This window comes from Aeromonas sp. s11 (assembly GCF_040907945.1).
Taxonomy (GTDB): Bacteria; Pseudomonadota; Gammaproteobacteria; order Enterobacterales; family Aeromonadaceae; genus Aeromonas; species Aeromonas veronii.
The window spans coordinates 1-13,244 of the sequence record NZ_JBFOCU010000051.1 but is presented as its reverse complement, the minus strand read 5'-3'; the positions used below and the strand labels follow the sequence as shown (position 1 = coordinate 13,244).

Sequence of the window (13,244 nt, the reverse complement as noted above, 5' to 3'; positions counted from 1 at the left end):
GCATGCTGGAGTCAGCTTTACGGAGCCGCTATGCTGGGCTCCGGTATGGATGGCAAGGAGTCGGTATGAGCAGTAACAATCCGGAACAGTGGCGCAGCAAACTGACCCCCGAGCAGTTTCACGTCTGCTGGGAGAAGGGCACAGAGCGCCCCTACAGCGGCGCCCTGCTCCACAATCGCAAGAGCGGCGACTACCTCTGTGTCTGCTGCAAGAGCGTGCTGTTTCACTCAGGAGCCAAGTTTGATTCCGGCTGCGGCTGGCCCTCGTTCGACAAGGCCATCGAGGGGACGGTGGAGTACACCGAGGACAACAGCCACGGCATGAAGCGGGTGGAGCTCACCTGCCGCCAGTGCGGCTCTCACCTTGGTCACGTCTTCCCCGATGGACCGACCGAGACTGGCCAGCGCTACTGCGTCAACAGCCTGAGTCTGGATTTCGATCCCGACGCTTAAGCGGCTTACCCATTGCAATAAAAACGGCGCCTCCGTTATGGAGGCGCCGTTTTTTTATCGGGATTTCAACGCATTCACGCCAGCAGGATGGCGGCCATCACCAGCAGTGCAGCGATGGCCGGCACCGGCAACTTCACCACCCGCAGCAGATAAAAGCCTATGGCCGCCAGCGCCAGATCGGTCGGCGCCAGCACCGCGTTCTGCCACACCGGCTGATAGAGGGCCGCCAGCAACAAGCCCACTACGGCGGCGTTGATACCAGTGACGGCCCCCGCCAGACGGGGCCGGGCCAGCCACTGTTGCCAGCAGGGGCCCACCGCCCAGAGCAGCAGAAAGCCGGGCGCAAAGAGCGCCAGGGTCGCCGACACTGCACCGAGCAGTGGCGTCCCTGGCAACAACTGGGCACCAAGATAGGTGGCAAGGGTAAACATGGGGCCCGGCACCAACTGCGCCAGACTGTAACCGGTCAGAAACTGCTGCTCGTTGAGAGTGTGGCCCACGCTCTCTTGCAGCAGCGGCAGCACCACATGGCCACCGCCAAACACCAGACTGCCGGCGCGATAGAAGTCAGCAACCAGCTGGCCAAGCGGGCTGCCGAGCAGCGGCAGGCCGATAAAAAGGATGCCAAACAGCAACAGGGTCGGCCAATGAGGCTGACTGCTGGCGGCAGAAGGCAACTCGGCGGAGGCAGGGCGACTACCCGCCCCGCACTGGCTGCGGGCGCAGATCAGCGCCGCTCCCGCCAGCATCAACAGTTGAGTCAGCAGACCGGGCTGCCACCAGAGTGCAGCAGCGGTCACCACCATGATCCCCTGGGTCATTCCAGTGGCACAGAACTGACGACTCATGGTGAGCACTGCATCGGCCACCACGATGAGCGCCAACAGCTTGAGGCCGTGCAGCGCCGCATCAAGCCACAGATTGCTGCCCAGCTGACCGATACCGATCGCAGCCGCCAGTAGCAGAAGAAATGAGGGAAGCGTGAAGCCAACAAAAGCAGAGAGCGCCCCACCCAGACCGGCGCGATGACGACCGATGGCGAAACCAAGCTGGCTGGAGGCGGGTCCCGGCAGCAGCTGGCACAGCGCCAGCAAGCGGGCAAATTCGGCCTGTGTGAGCCAACCGAGCCGCTGGACGAAGGCGCGCTGGAAATAACCGATATGAGCGGCCGGACCACCAAAACTGATGCATCCCAGCCATAAAAACTGAATAAATACCTGTCCCACGCTCTTCTCCCTCATCTCTCTTCTCCCGATGGAGAGGGGATATTATGACAGCGCGATGATCGTTTTATGACAATCAGGCTGATTCGGCCGACACCATTGGCACATCACCCGGCAGATAGCAGCGTCCCGCCAGCCAGCAGGCGATGGACTGACGGCTGGCGTCGAAATGGGGCTCGGGCAACTCGCGCGGATCGCACCAGACCCAGCCTTCGCACTTCTCCGGCTCCAGCAGCTGCGGTTCGCCATCGGCCCGGGCATGCAGCGTCACCGAGATATAGTGCAGCCCGCTCTCGCGCCAGGTCTCCAGATTGTTGGTCACCGCTACCACCTCGGGCCCGTGGATCTCAAGTCCGGTCTCCTCGGCCACCTCGCGGATCGCCGCCGACTCGAAGCTCTCCCCCAACTCCAGATGACCACCCGGGATCGACCAGTAGGGGGCATGGCTCCCTTTGCGTTTGCCAAGCAGCACCTGGTCTTGGGCGTTGGTCAGGATGACGCCGACCCCGACACGGGGATAGAGAGTGGACATGAAAACGCTCCTTCAATCAGGCAGTAAAACGGCCCCACCTTAGGCCCAAGGAGGGCACAGGGCAAGCCCCGGCTGCACGGCACCTGCGCCTGTCGGTGGCACCTCCCCTTGCCCCTTAACCGGTTATCACTGATGCTGGGGAGTGAAGCCCGGATGGAGAGGTCATCCCAATCCTCTCAGTCCCCCATCACCCCGAGGAGTCCGCCATGAAAAAATTGCTCCCCCTGTGCGCTCTGCTGCTCACGGCTTGCCAAACCACGCCGTCCCCCAACTCGCTCGCCATCGATGATGCCGACGCCTGGCAGGCCATTTGCAAAGATGGCACCCGGGTTCGCGCCGTGGTGGCAGAGGGGATCTGTGGGGATCATCGCGGGGTAGCCATGTGGACGAATAAGCCAAGAGCTGAACGGATGGCAGAAGAAGCCGCCAAATAGTGTGATCCAGGCACCATAAAATGACACTGCCGGCCAATTGACCGGATTTTTTCGCGATCTCGCCAGCACTTTGCCACCTTGTTCATGGTGCGCTCAGTTTTCTGTTCCCATACTGGCCCTACAGTTCCAAAAGAGGAGAGACAAGATGCAAACATCCATCGTCGGGCTCTCCATTCTGTGGGGGCTAGCCAGTTTTGGTGTTCAGGGGGATTTCATCGAGAGCCGTGATTCCGTTGCGCCATCCTGGCAAGCCGAGTCCAGAGTGGAGATGGAAGGTTATCTGATTGAATCGCTTGGCGAAGATCGCTGGCTGTTCGACAACGGCAGCGAGAGCCTGTTGGTCTCCCTGCCCGAGGGGCAGTGGGTGCCGACCGGCGAGCGGCTGCGAGTTAGCGGCGAACCGCAGCAGGAGCTGAGCGGCTGGCTGCTGCAGGTGGAAGACATCAGCCAGGTCAGCGTCTGACAGCGGCAGTCGCCCCGTCACCGCGACAGCTAATCCAGACCGATAACCACTACCGAATAACCAAGAGCGAATAGCAAAAGAGGAGGCCAGTGGCCTCCTCTTTCTGTTTCTATTAAGCGGTTTGCGCAGCCTCAACCCAGATGGTTGAGCGGCAGCGCCGTCTTGTGCTTGATGCGGCGCAGCACGAAGCTGGAGCGCACCCCGGTCACCCCCGGAATATGGGTCAGCTTGTCCAGCAGGAAGTGCTGATAGTGCTCCATGTCGCGCACCACCACCTTGAGCTGGTAGTCGGCATCGTTGCCGGTGATGAGGTCACACTCCAGCACTTCGGGCAACTCGCTGATGGCGCGATCGAAGTTTTCGAACCGCTCGGGCGTGTGTCTGTCCATGGAGATGTGAATGTAGGCGGTGAGGGTGAGGCCAAGCTGGCGGGCGTTGAGCAGAGTAACGTGGGTGTCGATGAGGCCGGCATCCTCCAGCGCCTTGACCCGGCGGGAGCAGGGGGACGGTGAGAGCCCGACCAGCTCGGCCAGTTCCAGATTGCTGATGCGGCCATTCTCCTGCATCAGCTCGAGAATATGTCTGTCTATGCGATCAAGTTTCAGCATTTACCCTTCCTCGTTGCAATGACTAATCCACTTTTCCTAGATTAAGGGTGAACTATTGCAAAAACAACCGAAATAAGTGGTTACTTTGCAACCACTCACCGGCACGGGAGGGATACTATGGTTACATCTTCCGGTGGCAAAGCAGATACCTGACCGGGTCTCTGCGGTGAAGGACCTTACCGGGTCAAGAGCCCCATCAGCCGTCTTACCTTATCGAGAAACGACGGGCTGGAACGAGAGAACCCCCTCCCCGAAGGCAACAAAGCAGGCATCCCGGCGCCTGCTTTGTTGTTTTTGGGCGTTTGGCGCAATCAGAGCGCGGGCGGCGTGATGCGATAGAGGCAGCGATGCGCCCCCTCCAGCAGATATTGCTCCCGCTCCACCGTCGCCGGCGCCAGCAGCTGGCGAAACAGCGCCAGCTCGCTGCGACAGAAACCACGGCAGGTGCGCGCCGCCGCACAGATGGGGCAGTGGCTCTCCCACAGCAGCCAACTGCCATCCTCCTCACAGCGGATTTCCGCCATATAGCCCTCGCGAGTACGCAGCTCCTTGAGCGCCGCCAACCGACCAGAGAGGCCATGGGACCCCAGCGCCTCCTGATAGCGAGCAAGCATCTGCTGCTCCCGCTGCTGGATCAGCCGTTCCATCCCCTCCTCGCCAAACAGCTCGCGCACGTTGTCGATCAGTTGCACGGTCAGGTCGCTATGGGTATCGGGGAAGCGCTGCCAGGCCTGCTCGGTGAGCTGCCACAGCCGCACGGGACGACCGCGCCCGCGCGCCTCGTCGCTGAATGTGACCCACCCCTCCTGCTCCAGCGTGAGCAGGTGCTGGCGGGCGCCCATGGAGGTCATCTGCAACTGCTCCCCCAGCGCGGCGGCGCTCTGCGGGCCATGGCTCTTGAGCAGAAACAGGATCTTGTCGGTGCTTGCGTTCATGATCTCATTATGGGGAGCACCCTTTATTAAATCAATAATTCACTTTACTTAACCCCGTCTATGAATCAGCATAAATAAACCAATAACTTTATTTAATGGGGGCAACATGGAGAAACACGGGCACAAAAATCCCCTCTGGGTGCTGGTCATGACGGTCACGCTGGCAGTTGCAGGCTTCAGTCTCCCCTCCCCGGTATTGGCACCCTTGCTGCTGGATCCGGCCCACGGCATGCTGACGCCGGAAGCCTCCGACTGGAGCCGCAAAGTGTGGCTGGGGGTCATCATGGGGCTTTATCCCCTGTTCCAGCTGGTGGGCAGCCCCTGGCTCGGGCGCCTCTCCGACCGCTATGGCCGCAAGCCACTGCTGTTGCTCTCGCTGGCGGGGGTACTGGCAGGCTATGCCCTGATGGCACTCGGTATCGCCTGGCGCTCACTCCCCCTGTTGCTGCTCAGCCGGATTGTGGAGGGGCTGTGCAACGGCAACATCGCCATCGTGCAGGCGATGGCGGCGGATCTCGCCGGCAAGGAGCACAAGGCCCGCAGCTTCGCCTGGATCAACATCGGCATGAATCTGGGCTGGGTCGTGGGGCCGATGATCGGTGGCTACGCCGCGGTGATCTCGGGGGATTACAGTCTGGCCGCCTGGCTGGCGGTAGGAATGACCCTGCTCAACCTGCTGCTGGTCTACTGGCTGATCCCCTATCGTCCTCCGGTGGCGGCCACCCGGCAGGCCCCGACCCTCTCCAGCCGCCAGCTGTTGCTGCAACCGGCCCTGCTGCCCTACTTCGCACTTACCCTGATCAGTTATGGCGCCGTGCAGCTCTATTTCACCTACTTCAATATCTGGCTGGTGGAGAGGCTGGCCTGGGATCCGGCCCAGCTGGCGCAGGCGGCGGTGCTGGTGAGCCTGCCCATGATGGCAGGCTCCTGGCTCGGCTCCCGCATCGCCCGTCACTGGCGCGGCAGCACCCTCGGGATTGTCGGCCATCTGGTGATGGCGAGCGGCATGCTGCTCTTTATCCTGCCCGTGCACTGGTGGGGGCTGGCACTAACCTTCGTTCCCGCTGGCATCGGCATGAGTCTGGGGGAGCTGGCCACCTCGGTGGCGATCTCCAACCGCAGTCACCCGGAGCAGCAGGGGCAGGCGATGGGGCTCTACCGAGCCCTCGCCGTGGGCAGCGAGATCCTGGCGGTGCTGCTCGGCAGTCTGGTGCTGCTGGCCGGTACCGAGTGGCCCTTCTATCTCGCCACCCTCTGCTCCCTTGCCAGTGCCGCCGGTTTCTATCTGCTGCGTCGCCGTGCCGACCGTCGTCAACAGCTGGCCAGCTGCACCTGAGCCACGAAGGGATCACAGTTCGGCGCTTCGGCTGCGGGCAAGACTTGCATCGGGGCGCCGGGTCTGGGACGGTAAAGCTCTTTGCGGATTTGTTCGATGCTGGAGGAGCTATGAGTGAGTACAAGGCCATCGCGCTCGATATGGATGGCACCCTGCTGACCCGGGATCACAAGATCTCGTCGGCCACCCGGGCAGCCCTGGCGCAGGCCCGCGCCCACGGCATCAAGGTGCTGCTGGTCACGGGGCGCCACTACATGACGGCGCGCCCCTTCCACCACGAGCTAGCCCTCGATACGCCCCTCATCTGCAGCAACGGCGCCTATCTCTATGATCCGGTGCAGAACCGGATCCTAAGTGGCGACCCGCTGGCGGCCGCCCCGCTTACCGAGCTGCTGGCCGCGGTCGAGGCACAACAGATGGGCGCCCTGTTCCACCTGAGCGAGGGGATCGGCTACATCGGCTGCGAAGAGCATGTCACCCGCATCCGCCACTGGTCGGCCAATCAGCCGGACCACCTCAAGATCGCCCTCCACCCGGTCGAGGAGCTGGCAGGCTGGCTCGACAACCCGGTCTGGAAGCTGGAGTTGTTCAATCAGGATCCGGCACGCCTGCACACCTTTATGGGCGAGGTGGTCAAGCAGATGCCCTTTACCCGTGACTGGGCGGCCCCCTATGCGGTAGAGCTGGTACAGCCCGGTTGCAGCAAGGGCAACCGGCTTGCCCAGTGGGCTGCCAGCGAAGGAATTGCGATGGAGCAGGTGGTGGCGTTTGGGGACAACAACAACGACATCAGCATGTTCGAGCAGGTGGGGCTGGCGGTGGCCATGGGCAATGCGGCCCCGCAGATCCAGAGCCATGCCCATCGGGTCACGGCCGACCACAACGAAGATGGTATCGCACTGGCGCTGCAGCGCTGGGTACTGCCCTGAGCTGACAGGATGCAACATGGCCAGCACGCGGGCTGGCCATGAAGAGAGGGATTAACCGCCGAAGGAAAACTGGATCACCCGATCCGGATAACGCAGACGGTTGTACTCCCGGCGCAGGGATTCGTAGTGGCGAATGGCCCGATCGCGCTTGGCGCGGTAATAGTCACGCTGTTCCGTGTTGGTTTCGTTGCGGATGCTGCGCTCCAGCGTATCGATATCCCGCTCGGTACGTTCCAGCTCGTCGCTGATCTCCCGCATGCGGGCGGCCAGTTTGTACTCTTCGTAGCCACGCTGATACTGCTTGAGGAAGCTGGCGTCATTGGGGCATACCCCCAGATAAGCCTGCCCCTCCTTGCCCTTGCTGTAAGCCAGCTCGGGGATGCAGTAGAGCTCCAGCCCCTTGTCGTAGCCCCGTTTCCACTCGGCTTCATCCACTTTGAGGCCATATTCGCTGCATGACGAAACGTAATCGCGGCTCGCCTGACGGGTTTTGCCTTCCGATCCATCCTGATAACCCAGGTTGTACCAGCTCATGGTGCGGCACTCATCTTCTGACAGGGCACTGCATCCCGCCAGCAATACCGGCAGGGTCAGCAACAGGATTTTGGGGGACATGAACAGACTCCGGAAAAGATAGTGAGCGGCATTCTAGAGAGGATAAAAGGCCATAACAAGGGATCCGCTCCCGTGCGGTCTGGTGCGGTTTATTTGATGTTTTTGTCACTATTCAACGCCGTGCCAGACGGGGTGGCCAACCCGCTTTCCTTGTTATCAGGTGCAAGGTAAACTGCGCCATCTTTTAACTGACGCGCAACAAAAACAATGAAAGTCCTGACCGTCGATTACCGCTCACCCGATGCGGCCCAACGCTTCACCGAATCCCTGCGAACCACCGGCTTTGGCGTGTTGACCAACCACCCCATTCCGAAAGAGCTGGTGCAGTCCATCTACGACAACTGGTATCGCTTCTTCATGAGCGAGCAGAAGCAGGATTTCCTGTTCAACCGCGAAACCCAGGATGGCTACTTCCCGCCGTCGGTCTCCGAGGTGGCCAAGGGCCATAGCCAGAAAGACATCAAGGAGTACTTCCACATCTACCCCTGGGGCCAGATGCCGGAAGAGCTGAAAGAGCAGGCGATGGAGTACTATCGTCTGGCCAACGGTCTGGCCGCCGAGCTGCTGGGCTGGGTGGAGCAGTACACCCCGGCCGATATCGCCGCCAACTACAGCTGCCCCCTCTCCTCGATGATCGAAGAGAGCCAGAAGACCCTGCTGCGGGTGCTGCACTATCCGCCGTTCGATGGTACCGAGGAGCCGGGCGCCATCCGCGCCGCCGCCCACGAGGATATCAACCTGCTCACCATTCTGCCCGCCGCCAACGAGCCGGGGCTGCAGGTGAAGGGCTCCGATGGCGAGTGGATGGACGTGCCGTGCGACTTTGGCACCCTCATCATCAATATCGGCGACATGCTGCAGGAGGCCTCTCGCGGCTACTATCCCTCCACCACTCACCGCGTCATCAACCCGACCGGTGGCAGCGCCGCCAAGTCGCGTATCTCCCTGCCGCTGTTCCTCCATCCGCGCCCGGATGTGGTGCTCTCCGAGCGCCATACTGCCCACAGCTACCTGATGGAGCGGCTGCGGGAGCTGGGGGTGATCTAGTCCACCGACGAGCAGTTGTCAGAGACCAAACCGGAGCAATCTCGCTCCGGTTTTTATTTGGTGGCAGGATTGGGCAAAAAACAGAATTAAATTAGCCAATCGTGCCAATAAATCGCATTTATGCCTGATAACCGTCGTAGTGATTGCGCCGTGACCTCCGTAACATGAGCGCCATTCTGCCCCTGCCAAGGGGCGCTCGATTGGAGTTCTTATGAAGCAGTCCCAATGGTCATCCCGACTCGGCTACATCCTCGCCGCAGCGGGTTCCGCGGTCGGTATCGGCGCAATCTGGAAATTCCCCTACGTCACCGCCGTCAACGGCGGCGGCGCCTTCCTGCTGGTCTTTCTGCTGTTCAGCTTCACCCTGGGGGTGGCGGTACTGATGGGGGAAACCCTGCTCGGCAGCATGAGTCGCCGCGGGGTAGTGGGTGCCTTCTCCGATCTGCTCGGCAAACAGTGGCGCTGGGTTGGGGTAATGGGGGTGATCTCTACCCTGCTCATCTACTGCTTCTACAGCGTGGTGGGCGGCTGGACCCTGGGTTATACCGGCATGGCCATCTCAGGCCAGCTCAACCATGGCGATGCGGCGGCCCTCACCGCCCACTTCAATGACTATGTCAGCGGCGACGTCTGGCCAATCCTCACTCACCTGCTGTTTGCCGCCCTCACCTGGATGGTGGTGCAAGGGGGCATTCAGAAAGGGGTGGAGCGTACGTTGCGCTGGATGATGCCGGCCCTGTTCCTGATGATCCTGATGCTGGTCGCCTTTGGCCTCACCCTACCCAATGCGATGGCGGGAGTACGTCACTTCCTGATGCCCGACTTCAGCAAGCTGGGGATGTCCGGCGTGCTCGATGCCATGGGGCTGGCCTTCTTCTCCCTCTCCATCGGTCTGGGCATTCACACCACCTACGGTGCCTATCTGCCGACCAGCGAAGGGGTTGGTCGCTCCAGCCTCTGGGTGGTGCTGCTGGCCAGTATGGTGGCAGTACTGGCGGGCTTGATGATTTTCCCGGTGCTGGCCTCGACCGGTATCGACCCGGCCTCCGGCCCCGGTCTCACCTTTATGACCATGCCGGCTGTGTTTCAGCTGCTGCCCTTCGGTCAGGTGCTTGAGGTGATCTTCTTCGCCCTGCTGGTCTTTGCGGCGCTCTCCTCGGCCATCTCCCTGCTGGAGCATTTGCAGTGCTTCCTGTGCGAGACCTGGGGCTGGTCACGCCGCACGGCCTGCAGCGCCATCACTGGATTCGTCATGGTTAGCGGTGTTCCGGTCAGCCTGTCGTTTGGCCCGCTGCAACACGCCACCCTGTTTGGCAAAACCATTTTCGAACTGCTGGACTTTGTCACCTCCAACCTGATGATGCCGCTGTTCGGCCTGATGCTGACGCTGCTGCTGGGCTGGAAGCTGGGACGCAAGGCATTGCCGCAAGGGATTGCCAGCCACTGGCATCACTTGCTGATGAACTGCTGGCGCTGGATTGCCCCCTTGCTGATCGGCGGGATCTTGATTCGCGGTCTGGTGTGACGGTTACTCTTCGCGGGTGGGCTCATCGGCCCGCCCCTGTGCGGCTCTGACGGCCTCCAGGGCATGCTGCCAGCGGGTGATCTCGGCATCATCCGTTCCCTTGGAGAAGACGATATAGAGACCGGCCTGATGGAGCAGTACGCCACTGCTGACGATGCTGCGCCGGGATAACCCCATCTTGTCGAGGGTGGCCTCCATCACCAGCTCCGCCATCGGCAAGGCATCGATCTTGCCCAGCATCAGCCGCTCTATCGCCTCCCCGACCGTCTTGTAGCGCACCAGATTGGTGTAGCCCTCATGGGTCAGCCGCACATCATCGGCATTACCCAGCACGACCCCCACTCTGGGCAGATCTCGCAGCTGCGCCAGCGAGGTCAGCGGATGGCGACTATCCGGCGCCTGATAGATAAAGACCCGATTGATAAAGAGCGGGCCAACCCATTTGAAATGGGACTCCCGCTCCGGGAGCCGCTGTACCACGAACAGTCCATAACCGGGCTCGACCCGTGCCAGCGCCAGCGCCCGCTTGAGCGGGTAAATCCGCACCGGATAACGGGTGCCAAGCTCCTCCTGCACCTCATCGATCAGGCGAATGGCAAATCCGTCGAGCTTGCCATCGCGGTATTCGGTAAAGGGGGGTAAGTCGTGACTCAGCAGGGTTAATCCGGGCTGCGCCGACACACTCAGGCTGATCAGTAACCAGGGCAGCACCATCCATCTCATACGACATCCTGTTTCATCGTTGTTCCCGTCAGCGCCATGTAGCGGTCACTAGTTCCAGAAGAAGCTACGTCGATTATCGCCCAGTAAATAGCCACAAGGTAGAAAAGATGCGGCTCGGCGAGGTTTTCCCCCACTGAGTTGTACGTATAGCCAGAGTGGTGACAGCGGCACACATAAAAAATTTTGATTTTATGTGTCAATTATTCTTTCCATGGTTTAGGCTGTTTCCTCATTCATTAGTCAGGTTGCCACCTCATGTCTGCCATCCTCGTGCTGTTTGGTCGATTTTTTAGCTCGCAAGAGAGGTGACCTTGCACGCACAGTTTTTCTGAATGTTCATTGCAAAGGTCGCCTCAGGCGGCCTTTTTTATGGTCTGTCGTTTATTGCTACTCAGGAGTATTGCTTCGATGTCGTGTTACCCGGAGGTTGTATGAGCCAGGTTCAGTGGTCTTCCCGTCTCGGTCATGTGCTGGCCGCAGCAGGCACAGCGATTGGCCTTGGTGCCATCTGGAAGTTTCCCTATGTGACCGCCACCAATGGCGGTGGCGCTTTTCTGCTGGTGTTTCTGTTGTTCAGCTTCACCCTGGGGGTAACGGTACAGGTCGGCGAAACCCTGCTCGGCAGCCATAGCCAGCGCGGGGTGCTCGGCGCTTTTCGCAAACTGGTGGGGCCGAACTGGCGCTGGATGGGGTATATGGGGATCGCCTGCGGCTTCTTTATCTACAGCTTCTACAGCGTGGTGGGCGGCTGGACCGTGGGTTACGCCGCGCTGGCGATGGCTGGCAAGCTCAACCTGAGCGAGGGGAGCGCCCTCACCGCCCTGTTCAACGGCTATGTCAGCAACCCCTGGTGGCCGGTGCTGACCCATCTGATTTTCGCAGGCCTGACCTGGTGGTTCGTGCAGGGGGGTATTCAGAAAGGGGTTGAGCGGGCACTGCGCTGGATGATGCCCGCGCTCTTCATCATGATGCTGCTGCTGGTGGGGGTTGGCCTCTCCATGCCGGGCTCCATGGCGGGTGTACGCCAGCTGCTGCTGCCGGACTTCTCCATGCTGACCGGCCAGAGCGTGCTGGACGCGCTGGGACTGGCCTTCTTCTCCCTCTCCATCGGGCTCGGGGTACACACGACCTATGGCGCCTACCTGCCCAATAGCGAAGGGGTGCTGCGCTCCGGGGTCTGGGTGGTCACACTGGCAAGCCTTATCTCGGTGCTGGCGGGCTTGATGATCTTCCCGGCGCTGGCCTCCACCGGCATCGATCCCACCGCGGGCCCAGGGCTCACCTTTATGACCATGCCTGCCGTGTTCAGTCATCTGCCGTTCGGTCAGGGGCTGGGGGTGATCTTCTTCCTGTTGCTGCTGGTCGCCGCTCTCTCCTCCTCCATCTCCATGCTGGAGCATCTGGTGCGCTTCACTACCGAGGAGTGGGGTTGGTCGCGTCGTGGCGCCTGCAGGGTACTGACTCTGCTCATCATGGCCTCCGGCATTCCGGTGAGCCTGTCGTTCGGCCCCTGGAGTGATCTGACCCTGTTTGGCAAGACCATCTTCGAGTTGCTCGACTATCTGACCTCCAACCTGATGATGCCGCTGTTTGGTCTGGTACTGACCCTGCTGCTGGGCTGGCGCCTGGGTGATGCCATTCTCCCTGTAGGCCTGTCACCCGCCCTGCGTCTGGCGCTGCTCTGGTGCTGGCGCGTGGTGGCGCCGCTGCTGATCAGCGGGATCCTGATCCGCGGGATCATGTAGCACCTTACGCATCTTTGCGGGCAGGCTTTGGCCTGCCCTTTTTATTGCTAGCGTTTGCTTTAACAGGCGTTCATATAAGCAGCATCACGATGGACAGGAGTGAAGTCAGTGGCCGTCGAACAATCTCGGAAGAGCAGGATGAAGAAGGATCGGAGTGGCAGAGTGGCACTATAAGAAGTGGTGCTTGGCTCGCCACAACGGCAACAGAAGAAGCTGGAGTACTGAATTGCGGGCAAAAAAAATCCCCATCTGAGTGGGGACTTTCTCTGCAACCGCAGCTGATATCTCAGCCTCGCTTGCGAATATGGTGGTCGTTACTGGGATCGAACCAGTGACCCCCTCCTTGTAAGGGAGGTGCTCTCCCAGCTGAGCTAAACGACCTGGGATTCTGAAATGATGGTGGGTCGTGCTGGATTCGAACCAGCGACCAATTGATTAAAAGTCAACTGCTCTACCGACTGAGCTAACGACCCATCTAAATCATTTTTTCTACAAACTGGTGGTCGTTACTGGGATCGAACCAGTGACCCCCTCCTTGTAAGGGAGGTGCTCTCCCAGCTGAGCTAAACGACCTGGGATTCTTGAAATGATGGTGGGTCGTGCTGGATTCGAACCAGCGACCAATTGATTAAAAGTCAACTGCTCTACCGACTGAGCTAACGACCCATCTAAATCAT

The 13,244-nt window shown here is 60.6% G+C and carries 14 protein-coding genes and 4 tRNA genes; 8 read left to right on the top strand and 10 right to left on the bottom strand.

What is annotated here, in order from left to right:
- Window positions 1-65: 65 nt before the first annotated feature.
- Window positions 66-452, top strand: a complete 387-nt coding sequence (gene msrB / locus AB5Y84_RS13705; RefSeq protein ID WP_368177171.1) for a peptide-methionine (R)-S-oxide reductase MsrB — start codon at window positions 66-68, stop codon at window positions 450-452.
- 74 nt (window positions 453-526) lie between these two features.
- On the opposite strand, the gene chrA is transcribed toward msrB, so the two are convergent.
- Window positions 527-1,693: a chromate efflux transporter gene (gene chrA / locus AB5Y84_RS13700; protein ID WP_368177170.1), complete on the bottom strand. Its 1,167-nt coding sequence runs from the start codon at window positions 1,691-1,693 to the stop codon at window positions 527-529.
- Between the two features lie 58 nt (window positions 1,694-1,751).
- Window positions 1,752-2,207 (bottom strand): NUDIX hydrolase, encoded by a 456-nt coding sequence (locus tag AB5Y84_RS13695; protein ID WP_167574215.1) that lies wholly within the window; start codon window positions 2,205-2,207, stop codon window positions 1,752-1,754.
- Window positions 2,208-2,413: 206 nt separating this feature from the next.
- Here AB5Y84_RS13695 and AB5Y84_RS13690 point away from each other — a divergent pair, with 206 nt between their 5' ends.
- Both AB5Y84_RS13690 and AB5Y84_RS13685 read left to right on the top strand, forming a co-directional pair.
- On the top strand, window positions 2,414-2,641 hold the full coding sequence (locus tag AB5Y84_RS13690; RefSeq protein WP_040068243.1) for a hypothetical protein: 228 nt from the start codon (window positions 2,414-2,416) through the stop codon (window positions 2,639-2,641).
- Between the two features lie 145 nt (window positions 2,642-2,786).
- Window positions 2,787-3,104, top strand: a complete 318-nt coding sequence (locus AB5Y84_RS13685) for a hypothetical protein (RefSeq protein WP_101529649.1) — start codon at window positions 2,787-2,789, stop codon at window positions 3,102-3,104.
- Window positions 3,105-3,235: 131 nt separating this feature from the next.
- Here AB5Y84_RS13685 and AB5Y84_RS13680 read toward each other — a convergent pair whose 3' ends face one another.
- The gene (locus AB5Y84_RS13680; RefSeq protein ID WP_005304871.1) at window positions 3,236-3,712 is read right to left on the bottom strand and encodes an Lrp/AsnC family transcriptional regulator; all 477 of its coding nucleotides are present in this window, start codon (window positions 3,710-3,712) and stop codon (window positions 3,236-3,238) included.
- Between the two features lie 311 nt (window positions 3,713-4,023).
- Entirely contained in the window at window positions 4,024-4,647 is a 624-nt protein-coding gene (locus tag AB5Y84_RS13675) for a helix-turn-helix transcriptional regulator (RefSeq protein WP_368177169.1), read from the bottom strand.
- 106 nt (window positions 4,648-4,753) lie between these two features.
- Between AB5Y84_RS13675 and AB5Y84_RS13670 the strand changes: the two genes are divergently transcribed.
- Both AB5Y84_RS13670 and AB5Y84_RS13665 read left to right on the top strand, forming a co-directional pair.
- Entirely contained in the window at window positions 4,754-5,983 is a 1,230-nt protein-coding gene (locus AB5Y84_RS13670) for an MFS transporter (RefSeq protein WP_368177168.1), read from the top strand.
- A 110-nt stretch (window positions 5,984-6,093) separates the two neighbouring features.
- The gene (locus AB5Y84_RS13665) at window positions 6,094-6,912 is read left to right on the top strand and encodes a Cof-type HAD-IIB family hydrolase (RefSeq protein WP_110303556.1); all 819 of its coding nucleotides are present in this window, start codon (window positions 6,094-6,096) and stop codon (window positions 6,910-6,912) included.
- A 51-nt stretch (window positions 6,913-6,963) separates the two neighbouring features.
- Here AB5Y84_RS13665 and AB5Y84_RS13660 read toward each other — a convergent pair whose 3' ends face one another.
- Complete coding sequence (locus tag AB5Y84_RS13660; RefSeq protein WP_236269543.1) at window positions 6,964-7,527, bottom strand: DUF2799 domain-containing protein; 564 nt, start codon at window positions 7,525-7,527, stop codon at window positions 6,964-6,966.
- 207 nt (window positions 7,528-7,734) lie between these two features.
- On the opposite strand from AB5Y84_RS13660, the gene AB5Y84_RS13655 reads away from it, so the two are divergent.
- Both AB5Y84_RS13655 and AB5Y84_RS13650 read left to right on the top strand, forming a co-directional pair.
- Window positions 7,735-8,574: an isopenicillin N synthase family oxygenase gene (locus AB5Y84_RS13655; RefSeq protein WP_124928531.1), complete on the top strand. Its 840-nt coding sequence runs from the start codon at window positions 7,735-7,737 to the stop codon at window positions 8,572-8,574.
- A 211-nt stretch (window positions 8,575-8,785) separates the two neighbouring features.
- The gene (locus AB5Y84_RS13650; protein WP_368177167.1) at window positions 8,786-10,099 is read left to right on the top strand and encodes a sodium-dependent transporter; all 1,314 of its coding nucleotides are present in this window, start codon (window positions 8,786-8,788) and stop codon (window positions 10,097-10,099) included.
- 3 nt (window positions 10,100-10,102) lie between these two features.
- On the opposite strand, the gene AB5Y84_RS13645 is transcribed toward AB5Y84_RS13650, so the two are convergent.
- A complete protein-coding gene (locus AB5Y84_RS13645; protein ID WP_058059681.1) occupies window positions 10,103-10,822 on the bottom strand; it encodes an ABC transporter substrate-binding protein in 720 nt (239 codons plus the stop codon).
- A 431-nt stretch (window positions 10,823-11,253) separates the two neighbouring features.
- Here AB5Y84_RS13645 and AB5Y84_RS13640 point away from each other — a divergent pair, with 431 nt between their 5' ends.
- The gene (locus tag AB5Y84_RS13640; RefSeq protein ID WP_368177166.1) at window positions 11,254-12,567 is read left to right on the top strand and encodes a sodium-dependent transporter; all 1,314 of its coding nucleotides are present in this window, start codon (window positions 11,254-11,256) and stop codon (window positions 12,565-12,567) included.
- A 305-nt stretch (window positions 12,568-12,872) separates the two neighbouring features.
- Here AB5Y84_RS13640 and AB5Y84_RS13635 read toward each other — a convergent pair.
- The 4 genes from AB5Y84_RS13635 to AB5Y84_RS13620 form a co-directional block, all read right to left on the bottom strand.
- Window positions 12,873-12,948 (bottom strand) — tRNA-Val (locus tag AB5Y84_RS13635).
- Between the two features lie 16 nt (window positions 12,949-12,964).
- Window positions 12,965-13,040 (bottom strand) — tRNA-Lys (locus AB5Y84_RS13630).
- 24 nt (window positions 13,041-13,064) lie between these two features.
- A tRNA-Val gene (locus AB5Y84_RS13625) sits at window positions 13,065-13,140 on the bottom strand.
- Between the two features lie 17 nt (window positions 13,141-13,157).
- A tRNA-Lys gene (locus AB5Y84_RS13620) sits at window positions 13,158-13,233 on the bottom strand.
- Window positions 13,234-13,244: the final 11 nt, after the last annotated feature.